Origin of the sequence: Methylobacterium organophilum (genome assembly GCF_022533465.1) — a bacterium.
Taxonomy (GTDB): Bacteria; Pseudomonadota; Alphaproteobacteria; order Rhizobiales; family Beijerinckiaceae; genus Methylobacterium; species Methylobacterium organophilum.
Map to the genome: position 1 here is coordinate 3520659 of NZ_CP092848.1, position 15239 is coordinate 3535897.

Genomic DNA, 15239 nt, shown 5'->3' on the forward strand with positions numbered 1-15239 from the left:
CAGGCTAGATTCCACGCAGTATCAAAAACTTAACGTAGCACAGCGATGATCGACCGAACCAAATCCGAAGGTCGGCCGGCACATCGCGATGTCTATCCTGAGAACGCTGAAGGTTCGTCTTCCCGCAACCACGATTGGATTGGCCCTGCTCAGCGCGGCAGCGATGGGCGGCTTCAGTTGGAACTCGGCCCGGAGCAGCCTGATCGACGCGGCCCGCGACCGGCTGCAGCTCGCCGCCACGGCCCAGCGTGACAGCATCGGGCTGATGGCGGATCGCCTGCAGGCGGACCTCCTCACCATCGCCGCTCATCCTCAAGTTGCCTCGAACGCCCCCGACCTGATCGACATCCTCGATCCGAGCAAAGGCGATATCACCGCGGTCATCGAAGCCTTTCAGGCTCCGCAAACGGTCGAGGCCCGCATCGCCTTCGACGGCCTGTCCACCAACACGATGTATGGGCGCCGGCACGCCAAGATCCAGGAGGTCGCCCGCAAGCTCGTCGCCCAGACCGGCTATGCCGACCTGATGATCCTCGATCAGAACGGCCGCATCGTCTACACGACGACGAAGGGAGCCGATTTCGGCAAGCCGGTGACCGACGAGAGCCTGCGGGCCACCGGCATCGCGCGGCTCTACGACCGTCTGCGCATCGTCGACACGGAGGCGGTCGTCTTTGAGGACTACGCCACCTATCCCGTCGGAGAAGGCCCCTCGGCCTTCATCGGCCGTGCGTTGACCAAGCGCGCCAACGTCGCCATGGGCACCGCCCAGGCGGCCGAGCGGATCGGCTTCGTGGTGATGCGCGTGAACGCCGAGCTGTTCGACCGCACCCTGTCGAAGCGTGCCGGCCTCGGCGATACGGGCCAAGTCTTCGCCATCGGCACCGATGGACGCCTGCGCAGCAATCCGCCGCTGGAGACCCAGGCCAAGGCAGGCGACCCGCCCACCTCCCTCGGCATCGACCCGAAGACTCTAGGCGATGGCGAGAACTTCGTCTTCACCCCGGCCGACGGCCCACACATGGGCGCTACCTCGTCCGTGACCGTGCTTGGAGCCCCCTGGACGGTCGTCGCCGAGCAGAGCGAGGCGGAGGCCATCGGCTCGGTGAAGGCCCTCTCGCAGACGCTCGCCCTGATCGCGCTCTGCGTGCTGGCCGTCACCGCCCTGCTCGGGCTCGGCCTCGCCCGTTCGATCGTGCGTCCGCTGGATGCCCTGACCCGCGCCCTCAAGGCGCTCGCCGCCCGCGAGCCGCTCACCGAGGTGCCCGGCAGCGCCCGCAGGGACGAGATCGGCGATATCGCCCGCGCCGTGGTCACGATCCGCGACATGTCGCTGGAGGAGGCGGCCGAGCAGCTCAAGACGACGGAAGCCGCGCGGCTGCGCGAGGAGCAGGCCCGGCGCGCCTTGCTGCGCGACCTCGCGGGCCAGTTCGAGAGCTCGGTCGGCGGCATCGTCACCCGGGTGTCGAGCGCGGTCGAGGAGCTTCACGGTTCTTCGGGCAGCATGAAGCGCGCCGTCGAGGGAACCTCGCAGCGCTCCAGCAGCGTCGCAGCCGCGGCGCACCAGACCGCCGCCAGCGTGAACGCCGTCGCCGCCGCGGCAGAGGAGCTCGGTGCCACCGTCGAGGAGATCGGCCGCCAGGTCGAGCAGGCCGCCAGCCTGTCCTCCGCCGCCGTGCAGGAGGCGATGCGCACCGAGGAGACCATGGCGGCGCTCGCCACCGCCGCCTCCCGCATCGGTGACGTGGTCAACCTGGTGTCGACCATCGCCGGCCAGACCAACCTGCTCGCCCTCAACGCCACCATCGAGGCGGCCCGGGCCGGGGAGGCCGGCCGCGGCTTCGCGGTGGTCGCCGCCGAGGTCAAGGAACTCGCCAGCCAGACCACGCGGGCGACCGAGGAGATCGGCCAGCAGGTCGCCTCGATCCAGGCGGCGACCAACGGCGCCTCGCAGGCGATCCAGGGCATCGCCGCGCGGATCCAGACCATGAATGCGGTGACGACGAACATCGCCTCCGCCGTCGAGGAGCAGGGCGTCACCACCCAGGAAATCGTGCGCAGCATGAGCCAAGCCTCGGCCGGCACCGGCGCCGTGACGAGCGACATCGCCGAGGTCGCCCGCGTCGCCGACGAGGCCGGCCTCGTCGCCGGCTCAGTGCTCAAGGCCTCGGACGATCTCGCGGCGCAGTCGGAGCACCTGCGGGCCGAGGTCGAGCGCTTCCTCGCCGACGTCCGCGCGGCCTGAGCGCGGCCCTCAAGCCTCCCATCGAAAACGAAGAAGGGCTGCGCGGCATCGCCTGCGCAGCCCTTCTTGCAGTCTGTGTCAGGCGGAGGGGAGGGCAGCCGCCCGGCCCGGGAACGGATCAGGCGGGCAGAGCGGCGCCGTTGCCCCGGGGAAGCTCGCGGGTGGCGAGGTTCTTCTTGACCGCTTCCTGCACCTTCTCGAAGGCACGGACCTCGATCTGGCGCACACGCTCGCGGGAGACGCCGAACTCGCCGGAGAGATCCTCCAGGGTGATCGGATCCTCGGCGAGGCGACGCGCCTCGAAGATGCGGCGCTCACGCGGGTTGAGCACACCGAGGGCGTCGCGCAGGGCCGAGAGCCGATTGCGGCCCTCCTCCTCGCCGGCGAGCACGCTCTCCTGGCTCGGCGTGTTGTCGACGAGCCAGTCCTGCCACTCGCCCTCGCCCTCCTCGCGCAGGGGCGCGTTGAGCGAGGAATCGCCCGACAGGCGGCGGTTCATCTCCACCACATCCTGTTCCGGCACCCCGAGGGATGTCGCGATCTGCTGGACCTGATCGGGGCGCAGGTCGCCCTCCTCGAAGGCAGAGATGCGGCCCTTGGCCTTGCGCAGGTTGAAGAACAGCTTCTTCTGGTTGGCGGTCGTGCCCATCTTCACGAGCGACCAGGAGCGCAGAATGTATTCCTGGATGGCGGCCTTGATCCACCACATCGCGTAGGTAGCAAGCCGGAAGCCCTTGTCGGGATCGAAGCGCTTGACCGCCTGCATCAGACCGACATTGCCCTCGGACACGACCTCGCTGATCGGCAGGCCGTAGCCGCGATAGCCCATGGCGATCTTGGCCACGAGGCGCAGATGCGAGGTCACGAGCTTGTGGGCCGCCTCGCGGTCACCGGCATCGCGCCAGCTCTTGGCGAGGGTGAATTCCTCCGCAGGTTCCAGCATCGGGAACTTGCGGATCTCGTCGAGGTAGCGCGACAGGCCGCCTTCAGTGGCGAGCACGGGCAGAGCGCCAGCCATGTACACCTCCTTCAAGGCCCCCCGGACGGGCAGGCTCACGAGGACACGCCGCTCCTCTTGAAGCCGGCCGCCCTCGTTTCGAATTCTAACGGGGTTCGGTCCGCTCCGGTAGCGTCGGTCGCCCCTCGCGTCCTCAACAACGCGCGAACCGGGTGGCAGAGTTCTCTCGCATTCCTGGTCACCGAGTCGCGGTGCAAAAACGCACAAGATGCATCGTTGACCGTGACGACAGAGCGACACCGCACCCCGGTTGCCACGGTTCAGTCCGACAGGGCGGCGAGCAGGCGCGCCATATCCGCCGGCAGCGGGCTCTCGAAGCGCAGGGTTTCCCCCGTCCGGGGATGGGCGAAGCCGAGCAGGGTTGCATGCAGCGCCTGTCGCCCCAACGCCGTGAGGGCGTCGCGCGCCGCCAGGCCGAGCCGCGCGGCCTTGGTGCGGAAGGCGCTGCCGTAGAGATCATCCCCGAGGAGGGGATGGCCGAGATGGCTCAGATGCACCCGGATCTGATGGGTGCGCCCGGTCTCGAGCTGGCAGCGCACCAGAGCGACTTGGCTCTCGCCGTCCGGCTCCGCCTCGACCCTGTAATGGGTGACGGCATGGCGGCCCTCACCCTCGCGGACCACGGCGATCTTCTCGAAGTTGCGCCGGGAACGGGCGAGATTGGTGCGGATGGTGCCGCTGCGCGGCTGCGGCACGCCCCAGACGAGGGCGAGATAGGCGCGCTCCAGCGGCCCGGTGCGGCCGTGATCGGCAAATTGCGCGGTGAGGCCCTGATGGGCGTGGTCGTTCTTGGCGACCACGAGCAGGCCGCTCGTGTCCTTGTCGAGCCGATGCACGATGCCGGGCCGGCGCACCCCGCCGATGCCCGACAGGCTCGCACCGCAATGGGCGATGAGCCCGTTGACGAGCGTGCCGCCCTCGTGACCGGGTGCGGGATGCACGACGAGCCCGGCCGGCTTGTCGATGACGATGAGGTCGTCGTCCTCGTGGACGACGACGAGAGCGAGCCGCTCCGGGGCGGGCTCCGCAGGCAGCGCCTCCGGGATAACGATGTCGAGATGCAGCCCCGGCGCGACCTTGGCGGCGGGATCGCGCAGGGCCTGCCCCCCCGCGCTCACTTGCCCGGCGCGCACCAGCGCCTGCAGGCGCGCCCGCGAGAATTCCGGCAGGGCCCGGGCCAGGGCCCGGTCGAGCCGCTCGCCCCCTGCCGGCATCTCCTCCCCGCCCAAGACGACCGCACGCCGCTGCGCTGCCGATTGATCCACCCGTTCCGTCCCGATGCCAGCAAAGAAGTTTCACGAAGATCCGAGAGGGGCCTTGCCCACCCGGAAACGCCTCGCTATACGACCCCTCGCCGGCCGGAAAGCTCCCATCGTCTAGCGGTCTAGGACGTCGCCCTCTCACGGCGAAAACAGGGGTTCGAGTCCCCTTGGGAGCGCCAGCAGCGGCTACAAGTCATTGCTTTACCTTTGACTTTCCGAGCAATCTCCAAACCTTCACGACATGGTTTGGGTAGGATTGTTCTTCTTCCATCCCTCCAGTTTCGTGATCGCGCCCGTCGATAGACCTGCTCTGTCGGCCTCGTGGGTGTAAGGTCCGACCTCTGCCAAGGTGCTGTGGCCGAGCACGGCCATGATCTCGTGCGGAGAGCACCCGGCCTCGGCGACACCGGCCGCGCGGATGGTGGCACCAATGAGCTTGTTGCCGCTAGCGGTGCCGCTGACGGCCTTGGCGGTCGAATCCCAGTAGGCCTTGGTGCCCTCGGCAATGGCGCCGGAGGCTTTCGGCAAGACGCAGACCCCGACAAGCGAGACCTCGACCTCAGTGCCCTCGGCGGCGTCATAGGCCGCCACGCCGAACAGGGCGTTCACCAGCACCCCGTCGCCGGAGCGGGCACCGCCGCCGGGCGCCGTGAGGGTGACGACGTTGCCGGGCTAGATGTAGTTCTTCATGGTCACCATCCCTTGTGGCTGTGGACGCGGAAGGTGCGGACCCGGCGACGCCCTTGGGCGCGGCCGATCTCGGTCTCCGGCTGATCAACCGCCTCAAGCAGTATCGCCGCATCGCGACCCGGCACGAGAAACGCGCCGCCAACTACATCGCCATGGTCACCCTCGGCATGACTATGCTCTGGCTCACGTGACCTTGAAGATACGCCCTAGCATTACAGTTGCATTCTACTTCTGCGATGCGCTTGTTGAGCGATAGCTGGTGGGCGCGCCGCCAAGCTGACCAAGCGAGCACGAAGGCGGGTTCAATGCGCCGTTGCGCCAGCCGCATCGCCACGCGCCGGATCTCTTGGATGGACCACGGCACCTGCGAGCTTGGCGATGAGCGTCGTTTTTGGGGGCGGCCCGTTGGCCAGCCGGCGCACCCGCGCCAGCATCGCGAAGGCCAGCATCACCAGGCTGACATGCCGATGCCAGCCGTGCCACGAGCGGCTCTCGTTGTGGGCCAATCCGAGTTCCGTCTTGGCGGTCGCGAATGCGTCCTCGATCGCCCAGCGCCGGCCTTCCACCATCACCAGCTTCTCGACCGGCGTGCCGGCCGGGCACCAAGTGGTGAAGTAGGCGAGCGCCCCGTCCGACAGGCTGCGCCGCACCAGCAGGCCACGCGTCCACAAGCTCTGATCGAGCGCGGCGTCGAGCGCATCGGCCCGGAGCGTGGCCAGCGGTAGATAGGCCCAGTCGAACAGGCGCGGTCCTTTGGTGCCGGCTCCGGCCGAGAGGCGCAACCAGTCCTGGTCGGGGATGCCCTTGGCGATCTCCACGGCAGTGCCCGCAACGTCGAGGTTTGCGTCCCAGGACCAGAAGTGATGCTGACCGGTGACGCCCAGCACGTAGCTCTTAGAATTAGGGACAAAACCGTCTGGCCTGAGCTTGGCAGATGAGGGCGCAAGCGAGTGTGGTGAAGGCGAGATGGAGATCGGCCCGGCGCTCGTAGCGGATGGTGAGCCGGCGGAAGCGGGCGAGCCAGGCCAGCGTGCGCTCCACACTCCAGCGATAGCGCCCCAGCCGTTGATTGCTCTCGATGCCGCGCCGGGCAATCCGAGGCGTGATGCTGCGGGCTCGGCACTCGCGCCGGCAGCGGCGATGGTCGTAGCCCTTGTCGGCATGCAGCTTGTCGGGTCTGCGCCGCGGGCGACCACGCCGGCCGGTGCGCACGCCCGGCACCGCATCGAGCGTGGCGGCCAGCATGCGGCTATCGTGGCAGTTGGCGCCGCTCAGTCTCAGGCCGAGCGGCGTGCCGTTGGCGTCCACGACGAGGTGGCGCTTCGTGCCCGGCTTGCCCCGGTCCGTCGGGTTCGGCCCCGTCGCGGAGCCCCTTTTTTCGCAGGTAGGCTGGCGCTGTCGAGGGCGGCCCGCGACCAGTCGAGCGCGTCGGCGTCCTGAAGCCGCTCCAGCATCGCGCGATGGAGTGCGGCCCAGACGCCGGCCGCCTGCCACGCTCCCAGCCGCCGCCAACTCGTCTTGCCGCTGCAGCCGACTTCGGAACGCGGCAGGTGCTTCCACTGCATGCCGGTCCGCAGCACAAGGATGATGCCCGCCAGCGCCGCCCGGTCCGAGGCTGGCGGGCGACCGCCTTTCGGCTTCTCACGCTCAGGCGGCAGAAGCGGCGCGATCACCGCCCACAGATCGTCGGGGACAAGGGTCTCCATGCCCTTCCAACTCGCTCACACAGGTTTCGTCCCACGCTCTTAGAGGCCCGCCGCAGCGCCAGCTCGATCTCGCCCACGCCGTAGATGCTGTCGGCCGCCACCCAGGCAAACGGCACCTTTGCCTGGATGGCCCGCTCAATCATGGCGAGCGCCAGCTGCGGCTTGGTGGCGAACGTGACAGCCTTGGGCACATGCGCCGCTTGCCTTCGGGCTGGATCCCCGGTCCAGGCTTTGGGCAGGTACAGCCGACGGTCGATGAAGGCGTGGCCCTGATCCGAGACGTAGGTGGCAAACACCCCGATCTGCACGAGAACCGCGTCGGGTGAGGCGAGCGTCTCCACGACGTAGTCACGCACGACATCGCGCAGCGCCTCCGAATCCCAGTGCGTGCGACCGAGGATGGCCTGCTGGCGCCAGGGACCCGGGTCCCCGGCAGCCTCGGCGCGCATCCAGCCGGTCTTGCGCCGCTCACCGCCGAGCAGGCCGTCCAGGAGAAGGCGTTGGCCGAGGCGGCGACACTCGGGGCGGCGAACAAGGGGCGGATGCGCTGTTTGGCCTGTCGTAGCGTCGTCGACCAGAGCTCCAGCGTAGCTTCGAGCGAGGCTGAGGACATCGCGCTCTCCCATCCGAAACCCCTCAGATAGGAGCCTTACACTGCAACTGTAATGATAGATCAGGGAAGCTGACAGGCGCAGGCGGGAGGTCAGCGCATCCTCGTCGGCCGGCACGGTGGGCACGGTGCGCTGCGTGCCGCGGTGCTGACCGACGATCCGGCAGGCGTGACGCTCCGAGAGACCATACTTCTCCTGGATGGCGTCCACCGCCTGCCGGCGTCGCTCGGGGGCTACAAGTTTCCCGAGGCGACGTCCGCCAGCACCTGCTGCTCCAGGGGCAGGTCGGCCACAAGCCGGCGCAACCGAGCGTTCTCGCGCTCAAGCTCCTTCATCTTCCGCGCCTGATCGACCTGCAGGCCGCCGTATTCCTTGCGCCAGCGGTCATAGCTCTGCTCGGAGAGCTCCGCCTCCTTGCACGCCAACGCCAAGCTCTTGCCCTGAGCGGTCTGCACCTCCATCCGGCGCAGCTTCAGCACCACCTGCTCCGCGCTCGTCTTCTGAACTGGCCGCATGTCCGACTCCCTCAGTCCCAGCTAATCCTCTCAATCAGCCCGGTCCAAAGCCAGCCGGTCAGGTCAGTCCAACTCGGCCTTTCCATTCGCGATTTCAGCGTCGCCCGAAAGCGATCGTTGATTCAGCACGCTCTCGCGGACGCATCCCCACCAACAGACCGATTGCCGTCGATCGCAACAGTAGGTTAGATCGCTTCCAAATGAGAACCGTCGATCCGTAGGCTGCGAAGAGTAAGGGTTTCCAGTTGCCTAAAGCAGGATCACGGGAGCGGGCTTCGGGAGCGACACGGTCGGCGATCAGGGTCCCGCGGGGAGGAAGGCCGACGAAAGATCAAAGTGCGGAGCTCGCGTCGCGCATCCTGGATGCCGCTTCGAATCTCTTCGCGACACAGGGCTTTGCGGCAACCTCGATGGAGCAGGTCGCCGCAGCATGTGGGGCTGGCAAGGACACGGTCTATCGGCGTTATCAGACGAAATCCGCCCTCTTTTCAGCCCTGATGGCGCGCCTGCATGCGACGCTGATCCCCGAACTCGATCAAGCCGTGAGCGCCGACGGGACCGCCATGGAGAAGCTGCGCTCTTACGCGCGCGTCATCCTGGACATCAATCTGCGCCCGGAGTTCCTGGCGCTCAACCGTGTCGCTCTCGGCGAGGCCATGGCATCCGGCGCAGTCAAGCCCATTCCGACCCGAGAAGATCCGGTCATGGAACGTTTTGCCGGCCTCGTTCAGAATGCGCAGGCTGCGGGTCATCTCGTCGGCGACGAAGCTTTCTTTCTAGCGGAGCAGTTGCTCTACGCGACCTCAATCAAGCCGTTGATCGCGGCGATGCTCGGCGATGACCGATACCAGGATATGCACGCACGGGAGGAATACTTCACAACGGCCTGGAGTCGTTTCCTAACTGGGGCAGCGCCTCGGCAAATGAGCCTGATACCCGACCCGACCGGCGGCGGGGCGGCAGCGAACCCCGGACCCGAGGGCTGAATCGATCACCCGATCCCCCATCGATCCACACGGTCCAGACACGATCAAAAAAGGAATTATTCCAATTTAAATATATGATTTCGCTTCGAAATTAACTGGACACGATCGTCCTGTTTCGCCTATCGCTTCAGTCTCTCGGGGGTTGATGCGGTATGTCCAAGCGGGTTCCAACGTGCGCACGCACAATCGACATGCCGCGCTCGCGAAGCGGGCGGCAGCAGTCACCCGCCAAACCGTCCTGCGTCGGGCGCCTCGTTCTCGTTGGCGGCCTCGCCTCCGTTGGACTGGTCACGGAGGCTTACGCCCAGGCGCGAGTCACCCTCGAAGAGTTGTCCGTGAGTGGGCAGGGATCGTCGCTGGTAAAGAACGGCCAGCCTCCGCCGACGGGTGTCGTCGGTCAGCCTCCGCCGGCCTATCCGGGCGGCCAGCTCGGCTCCGGCACCCGCCTCGGAGTGCTCGGCAACCGGAGCGTCTTCGACACGCCGTTCAACACTGCGGGCTACACTGAGAAGCTGATCCGCGACCAGCAGGCAAAGAGCCTGCTCGACGTTGTTGCCAACGATCCGTCGGTGCGGGCGGTCGGATCGCTCAGCGACGCCTACGGGTCGTCGGTTGTCGTGCGCGGCTTCATCCTGCAACCGGCCGATTACGGTTTCGACGGACTGTTCGGCATCGTCGATTTCCGCCGGCCGTTCGTCTTCAACGCCGAGCGCGTCGAGGTCCTGAAGGGGCCGAGCGCCTTGATCAACGGCGCCGCCCCGAACGGCGGCGTCGGCGGCAGCATCAACATCATCCCGAAGCGGGCCTACGACGAACCGCTGACGCGCATCACACCGTTCTTCATCTCACAGGGCCAAGGCGGCGTGATGGTCGATGTCGGCCGCCGCTACGGCGAGCAGAAGGAATGGGGTGTCCGCGCCAACGGCGTCTACCAGAAGGGCGAGACCGCGATCGACAAGGAGCGGCTCGAACTCGGATTCGGCTCGCTGGGTGTCGATTATCGTGGCGACCGTTTCCGCGCCTCCTTCGATTTCGCCTACCAGGACAGCACCTACACCCGAAATCGCGGCTTCCTGTTCGTCGGGCCCGGCATCGGCATCCCGTCCGCGCCCAAGCTGTCGCGCAACCTCGAACAGCCGGGCCAGTACCAGAAGACGCGGTCGTTCCTCGGCGCGACGCGCTTCGAGTACGACGTCACCGAAACGACGACCGTCTACGCGGCGTTCGGTGCCGGCGTCCTGAACGAGGACGACCTCTCCAGCTTCAAGTTCCTGACCTCATCGACGGGCGCCTTCTCGAACACCTTCGTCCGGCAGAAGTTCGACAACGAGACCTACACCGCCGAGACGGGCGTGCGGACCCGCTTCGACACCGGTCCGATCCGCCACACGGCGTCGCTCGCCGCGACCGGTTACTGGAACGAGGTCCGCTATCCGGTGGCGGTGCAGTTCCTGCCAAGCAGCACCCCGTCGAACATCTACGCACCCGTGCCGGTCGCGATCCCCGCCTTCACGGACCGGAACATCGGGGACGCGCGGGGAACCGCGCAGATCTACCGCAGCCTCGCCGTCGCCGACACCCTGTCGTCCCTCGACGGACGGGTGCAGCTCACGGCCGGCGCGCGCCTCCAGCAACTCGCCGGCAAAAGCTTCAACTTCACGCCCGAGACGCCGGGCTTCGGCCTCGCCACGTCAAGCTACGACAAAACGGCCGTCTCGCCGGCGGTCGCGCTTCTGGTCAAGCCGACCGAGCAGCTCTCGCTCTACGGCAACTATGTCGAGGCGCTGATCGCGCCGCCGGTCTCCCCGATCGTGCCGAGCACGGTGCTGCCGCCGATCGTCGCCGATCAGAAGGAGGTCGGCATCAAGTACGATTTCGGTCCCGTGGGCGCGAGCCTCGCCTTCTTCGAGATCAACCGCCCCAACGCGGTGCTGAACCCGGTCTCGCTGGCCTTCACCGCCGACGGCCTCCAGCGGAACCGTGGTATCGAGTTCAACGTCTTCGGCGAGCCGGTTCCCGGCATCCGTCTGCTCGGTGGCATCGCGGCGATCGACGGTCGCCTCGTGCGAACGGCGGCCGGCGCCTTCGACGGAAACGTCGCTCCCGGCGTGCCCGCACTGACGCTCAACCTCTACGGCGAGTACGACCTGCCCCCCTGGCTGCTTCCGGGTCTGACGGCGACGGGCCGTGTGATCCATACGAGCCGACAATTCTATGATCAGGGCAACACCCAGAGCATCCCGGACTGGACACGCTTCGATGCCGGGCTGCGCTACACCTTCCTCGGTGCGTGGGGAAAACCGGTGACCCTGCGGGCCGACGTCGTGAACGTCACCGGCACGAACTACTGGAACTCGTCCGCCTTCTCCGGGATCCTGTCGCTCGGCACGCCGCGGACCTACCTGCTCTCGGCCCAGATGGATTTTTGAGGGTGGGTGGAGCGAGAGAGTTCGTCATGACCACGGGCGCGCCGCGGGTTCGCAGCTTCCGCATCTGGTCGGCGGTCCACACTTGGACCAGCCTCATCAGCATGGCGTTCCTGCTGATGCTCTGCCTGACGGGCCTGCCACTGATCTTCCATCACGAGATCGATCATGCCCTCGGCTACGATCCCGTTCTGCCGGAGATGTCCGCCGGAACGCACCATCTCCCCCTCGACACCCTCGTCGCGGCAGCCGAGGCGAAGAGGCCGGGTGCGGTCGTGCAGTTCGTGTCCTTCGACAAGGACGAGCCGGACGCGGTCCTGGTCGGCCTTGCCAAGACGCTCCAGCAGGTTCCGAGCGACCACTTTGTCGGGCTCGACCGTAGGACGGCGACGGTTCTGATCGCGTCGCATCCCGGTGCGGGCCCGATGGGCTTCCTCCTCAAGCTGCACACCGACATGTTCCTCGGGCTGCCGGGCAAGCTGTTCCTCGGGGGGATGGGGCTGCTGTTCGTGGCTGCCATCGTTTCGGGCGTCGTGCTCTACGGCCCTTTCATGCGCAAACTCGATTTCGGCACCGTCCGCCGCACGCGCAGCGCGCGAATCCGGTGGCTCGACTGGCACAACCTGATCGGGGTCGCGACGGTCGCCTGGGCCCTCGTCGTCGGCGCGACCGGCACGATCAACACGTGGGCCGACGTGATGTTGGCGCTTTGGCAGAGAGGCCAACTCACCGAAATGACGGCGCCTTATCGTGGCGTGCCGCGCCCCGGGACGCTCGTCTCGATCGACACGGCGGTGGCCACGGCCCAGTCGGCCGCGCCCGACATGACGCCGCGCCTCGTCGCGTTTCCCGGCACGGCCTTCTCGAGCAACAACCACTACGCGGTGTTCATGGCCGGGAATACGCCGCTCACCGCGCGGCTACTCAAGCCCGCCCTGATCGATGCGGGGACGGGACGCCTCACCGACATGCGGGCCATGCCCTGGTACGTGCAGGCCCTGTTCCTGTCGCAGCCTCTGCATTTCGGCGATTACGGTGGCCTGCCACTGAAGGTCGTTTGGGCGCTTCTGGACGGAGCGACAGTCGTCGTGCTCGGCAGCGGACTCTATCTCTGGATCGCGCGCAAACGCTCAGTCGTTCCCTGCGCGGCGTCCGCCGTTTCTGGCAACCACTCCTCATCCCTGGAACCCAACGCGTGATGCCTTCCACCGGTCAAGCACGCCGTATCTGGACGGCGCCGGCCATCATCGCTGCCGTCACGCTGGGCAGCCTAATCGGGGCACTGCTGACCGAGGAGGCCGACCGGGACGCCATCGCCGCTCTGATCCTGTTTCTCGCCCTCGCCTATGCCATCGGTTTAGGTCTTTCGCGAAGGAAAGACAGTCCAAAGCGAAATTTGTGATGCCATCAGCCAACTTCGTGCCGTCGAGGCGTATCTATCAGCGCGTATCGGGGATAAGCATGCTATAAATCCTGGTGTTCAAAGCGGATTATCTCGAAGCCACATAGCCCGCTTGTAGGCGCCGACCTAGCTGAGAGCCTTGAAACGGACCTTCCCAGAGTCAGCAGAGGGTCGAAAGAAGCCTGACCTGACCGGTATTTTGGACCGAGCCGAGTGAGAGGCTACTGCATGGCCGCTGCTATGGGTAGCCGGAAGTCTAGGTCGTGGACTCATTCAGGTCCATGCGACGACACAGGAAACGAGCGCGACGGCGGCCAGATAGTTGCAAGACAAACGGTCATATCGGGTCGCGACGCGCCGCCAGTTTTTGAGATGGCCGAACAGGCGCTCGATCCGGTTGCGCCGCCGGTAGGCGATCCGGCTGTGCTTGTAGGGGACCGTCCGGGAGGCCGTGGACGGGATGGTGGCGATCACCTTGCGGCTCTTCAACCAATCCCTCAGGCTCTGTGCGTCGTAGGCCTTGTCGGCAATCAGGCGCTTGGGTGGTACGACGGCCTGTAACAGAGGCAACGCCATACTGATGTCGGCCACGTTGCCCGGTGTCAGGGTGAACGCAATCGGTCGGCCACGACCATCGGCCAAGCAATGGATTTTGCTCGTGAAGCCGCCGCGCGAGCGGCCGATGGCTTGGATCCAGGCCCCCCTTTTCCGCCGGATGCCGAGCGGTGTGCCTTCACGTGAGAGGCATCGAGCATCAGCTCCTCGGGGACAGGACCTGCGGCAGCGAGCCTGGCAAAAAGCCGCTGCCAGACACCGCGCTGAGACCACCTGTTGTAGCGGTTGTAGATCGTCGTGTGCGGGCCGTAGGCAGAGGGCGTGTCCTGCCAGCGGCAGCCGACCTTCAGCACATGTAGGATGCCGCTGATCACCCGCCGGTCATCGACCCGCGGCTTGCCCGGTTGACCGTGAGGCAACTGCGGTTCGATCCGCGCCCAGGCTTCGTCCGAGAGCCAGAACAGCCGTGCCATTGCGATCCTCCTACGCAGGAAGCCCCATACCCAGGAAGAAAACGCAAGAGAAAGCAATTGGTTGTATGAGTCCCCTACCTAGGCTTCCTTCAGCGAGTAGAAGATCTCCTGCTTCAGGCACTCGTCGCGCAGCTTGCCGTTGAAGCTCTCACAGTACCCGTTCTCCCACGGCGAGCCCGGCGCGATGTACTGTATCTGCGAGCCTGTCTCGGCGCCCCATTTGCGGAGTGCTTTCGAGATCATCTCAGGGCCGTTGTCGCAGCGAATGTGCTCCGGGATGCTGTGCAAGCACATCGCGTCAGCCAGCGCCTCGATCACACCAAGGCTGTTGATGCGCCGTGCCACCTTCAGCGCGAGGCAGGCTCGACTGTGCTCATCGATCAGCGTCAGGAGGCGCAGGCTTCGCCCGTCATGGGTTTGCGCCTGAACGAAGGCGAAGCTCCAGACGTGATTGCGGCGAAGCGGCCGTCGTCGCACGCACGAGCCGTCGTTCAGCCAGAGGCGGCGGCGGGGTCTATGTCGGTTGGGGACCTTCAGCCCCTCGCGACGCCAGATGCGCTGAACCCGATCCTTGCCGACCTGCCAGCCGTCTGCCTGTAGCAGCGCGGTGACGCGGCGGTAGCCATAGCGCCCGTACTCGGACACCAAAGCGATGATGGCGCGGGTCAGCGCATCCTCGTCGGCCGGCACGGTGGGCACGGTGCGCTGCGTGCCGCGGTGCTGACCGACGATCCGGCAGGCGTGACGCTCCGAGAGACCATACTTCTCCTGGATGGCGTCCACCGCCTGCCGGCGTCGCTCGGGGGCTACAAGTTTCCCGAGGCGACGTCCGCCAGCACCTGCTGCTCCAGGGGCAGGTCGGCCACAAGCCGGCGCAACCGAGCGTTCTCGCGCTCAAGCTCCTTCATCTTCCGCGCCTGATCGACCTGCAGGCCGCCGTATTCCTTGCGCCAGCGGTCGTAGCTCTGCTCGGAGAGCTCCGCCTCCTTAGCTGAGCCAACGCCAAGCTCTTGCCCTGGGCGGTCTGCACCTCAATCCGGCGCAGCTTCAGCACCACCTGCTCCGCGCTCGTCTTCTGTCCTCGCCGCATGTCCGACTCCTTCAGGCCCAGCTGATCCTCTCAATCAGCCCGGTCCAAAGCCAGCCGGTCAGGTCAGTCTCCCGCGGAGGAATGGACAAGGCCGCCGGGCGAGCGCGGGTCGAGGCGGACGGAGAGCGAGCGGTCGCGGGAGCTATAGCCGGGGCACAGGATATGCCCGATACCAGCGACCTCGCCGCCAAGGTCGCGAGCCATGGCGCGGAGGTCGGTCATGCCGCGCATCCGATCTCGATGGACGCGACCGCTGTCTC

General features: G+C 66.7%; 10 protein-coding genes, 1 tRNA gene and 6 pseudogenes. 7 read left to right on the forward strand and 10 right to left on the reverse strand.

Annotation, left to right across the window (positions count from 1 at the left end; genetic code table 11):
* The first annotated feature begins 88 nt into the window (after positions 1-88).
* Positions 89-2245 carry a methyl-accepting chemotaxis protein gene (locus MMB17_RS16535; protein WP_241099593.1) on the forward strand — a complete coding sequence of 719 codons (2157 nt, stop codon included), beginning with the start codon at positions 89-91 and terminating at the stop codon, positions 2243-2245.
* A gap of 118 nt (positions 2246-2363) precedes the next feature.
* Here MMB17_RS16535 and rpoH read toward each other — a convergent pair whose 3' ends face one another.
* Both rpoH and MMB17_RS16545 read right to left on the reverse strand, forming a co-directional pair.
* Positions 2364-3263, reverse strand: coding sequence for an RNA polymerase sigma factor RpoH (rpoH, locus tag MMB17_RS16540; protein ID WP_238314628.1), 900 nt, complete (start codon positions 3261-3263; stop codon positions 2364-2366).
* 260 nt (positions 3264-3523) lie between these two features.
* Positions 3524-4477 (reverse strand): RluA family pseudouridine synthase, encoded by a 954-nt coding sequence (locus tag MMB17_RS16545; RefSeq protein WP_241099595.1) that lies wholly within the window; start codon positions 4475-4477, stop codon positions 3524-3526.
* 151 nt (positions 4478-4628) lie between these two features.
* Here MMB17_RS16545 and MMB17_RS16550 point away from each other — a divergent pair.
* Positions 4629-4704 (forward strand) — tRNA-Glu (locus MMB17_RS16550).
* A gap of 55 nt (positions 4705-4759) precedes the next feature.
* On the opposite strand, the gene MMB17_RS16555 is transcribed toward MMB17_RS16550, so the two are convergent.
* On the reverse strand, positions 4760-5134 hold the full coding sequence (locus tag MMB17_RS16555) for a capsid cement protein (RefSeq protein WP_241099597.1): 375 nt from the start codon (positions 5132-5134) through the stop codon (positions 4760-4762).
* Positions 5135-5292: 158 nt separating this feature from the next.
* Between MMB17_RS16555 and MMB17_RS16560 the strand changes: the two are divergent.
* A pseudogene (locus tag MMB17_RS16560) lies at positions 5293-5406 on the forward strand (IS5-like element ISMra2 family transposase); the annotation flags it as partial.
* 111 nt (positions 5407-5517) lie between these two features.
* On the opposite strand, the pseudogene MMB17_RS16565 reads toward MMB17_RS16560, so the two are convergent.
* The 4 genes and pseudogenes from MMB17_RS16565 to MMB17_RS16580 all read right to left on the reverse strand — a co-directional run.
* Positions 5518-6111, reverse strand: a pseudogene (locus MMB17_RS16565) (transposase family protein); the annotation flags it as partial.
* A gap of 4 nt (positions 6112-6115) precedes the next feature.
* Positions 6116-6921, reverse strand: a protein-coding gene (locus MMB17_RS16570; protein WP_241099007.1) for an IS5 family transposase whose coding sequence is annotated in 2 segments (ribosomal slippage) — positions 6116-6594 and positions 6594-6921 — 807 coding nt in all. Because the reading frame shifts where the segments join, the coding sequence is not laid out codon by codon here.
* Between the two features lie 38 nt (positions 6922-6959).
* A pseudogene (locus MMB17_RS16575) lies at positions 6960-7534 on the reverse strand (transposase); the annotation flags it as partial.
* 87 nt (positions 7535-7621) lie between these two features.
* Positions 7622-8047 (reverse strand): annotated as a pseudogene (locus tag MMB17_RS16580) (transposase); the annotation flags it as partial.
* Between the two features lie 410 nt (positions 8048-8457).
* Here MMB17_RS16580 and MMB17_RS16585 point away from each other — a divergent pair.
* From MMB17_RS16585 to MMB17_RS16600, 4 genes are all read left to right on the forward strand, one after another.
* Positions 8458-9033 (forward strand): TetR/AcrR family transcriptional regulator, encoded by a 576-nt coding sequence (locus MMB17_RS16585; protein WP_241099598.1) that lies wholly within the window; start codon positions 8458-8460, stop codon positions 9031-9033.
* A 335-nt stretch (positions 9034-9368) separates the two neighbouring features.
* Positions 9369-11462 carry a TonB-dependent receptor gene (locus MMB17_RS16590; RefSeq protein ID WP_241099600.1) on the forward strand — a complete coding sequence of 698 codons (2094 nt, stop codon included), beginning with the start codon at positions 9369-9371 and terminating at the stop codon, positions 11460-11462.
* Positions 11463-11488: 26 nt separating this feature from the next.
* The gene (locus MMB17_RS16595; protein WP_241099601.1) at positions 11489-12658 is read left to right on the forward strand and encodes a PepSY-associated TM helix domain-containing protein; all 1170 of its coding nucleotides are present in this window, start codon (positions 11489-11491) and stop codon (positions 12656-12658) included.
* Positions 12655-12861: a hypothetical protein gene (locus MMB17_RS16600; RefSeq protein WP_241099602.1), complete on the forward strand. Its 207-nt coding sequence runs from the start codon at positions 12655-12657 to the stop codon at positions 12859-12861. The genes MMB17_RS16595 and MMB17_RS16600 overlap by 4 nt, the downstream gene beginning before the upstream one ends.
* Positions 12862-13134: 273 nt before the next feature.
* On the opposite strand, the pseudogene MMB17_RS16605 reads toward MMB17_RS16600, so the two are convergent.
* The 3 genes and pseudogenes from MMB17_RS16605 to MMB17_RS16615 form a co-directional block, all read right to left on the reverse strand.
* Positions 13135-13889: pseudogene (locus MMB17_RS16605) on the reverse strand (IS5 family transposase).
* A gap of 81 nt (positions 13890-13970) precedes the next feature.
* A pseudogene (locus MMB17_RS16610) lies at positions 13971-14979 on the reverse strand (IS3 family transposase); the annotation flags it as partial.
* Positions 14980-15042: 63 nt separating this feature from the next.
* Positions 15043-15201, reverse strand: a complete 159-nt coding sequence (locus tag MMB17_RS16615) for a hypothetical protein (RefSeq protein ID WP_241099603.1) — start codon at positions 15199-15201, stop codon at positions 15043-15045.
* Positions 15202-15239: the final 38 nt, after the last annotated feature.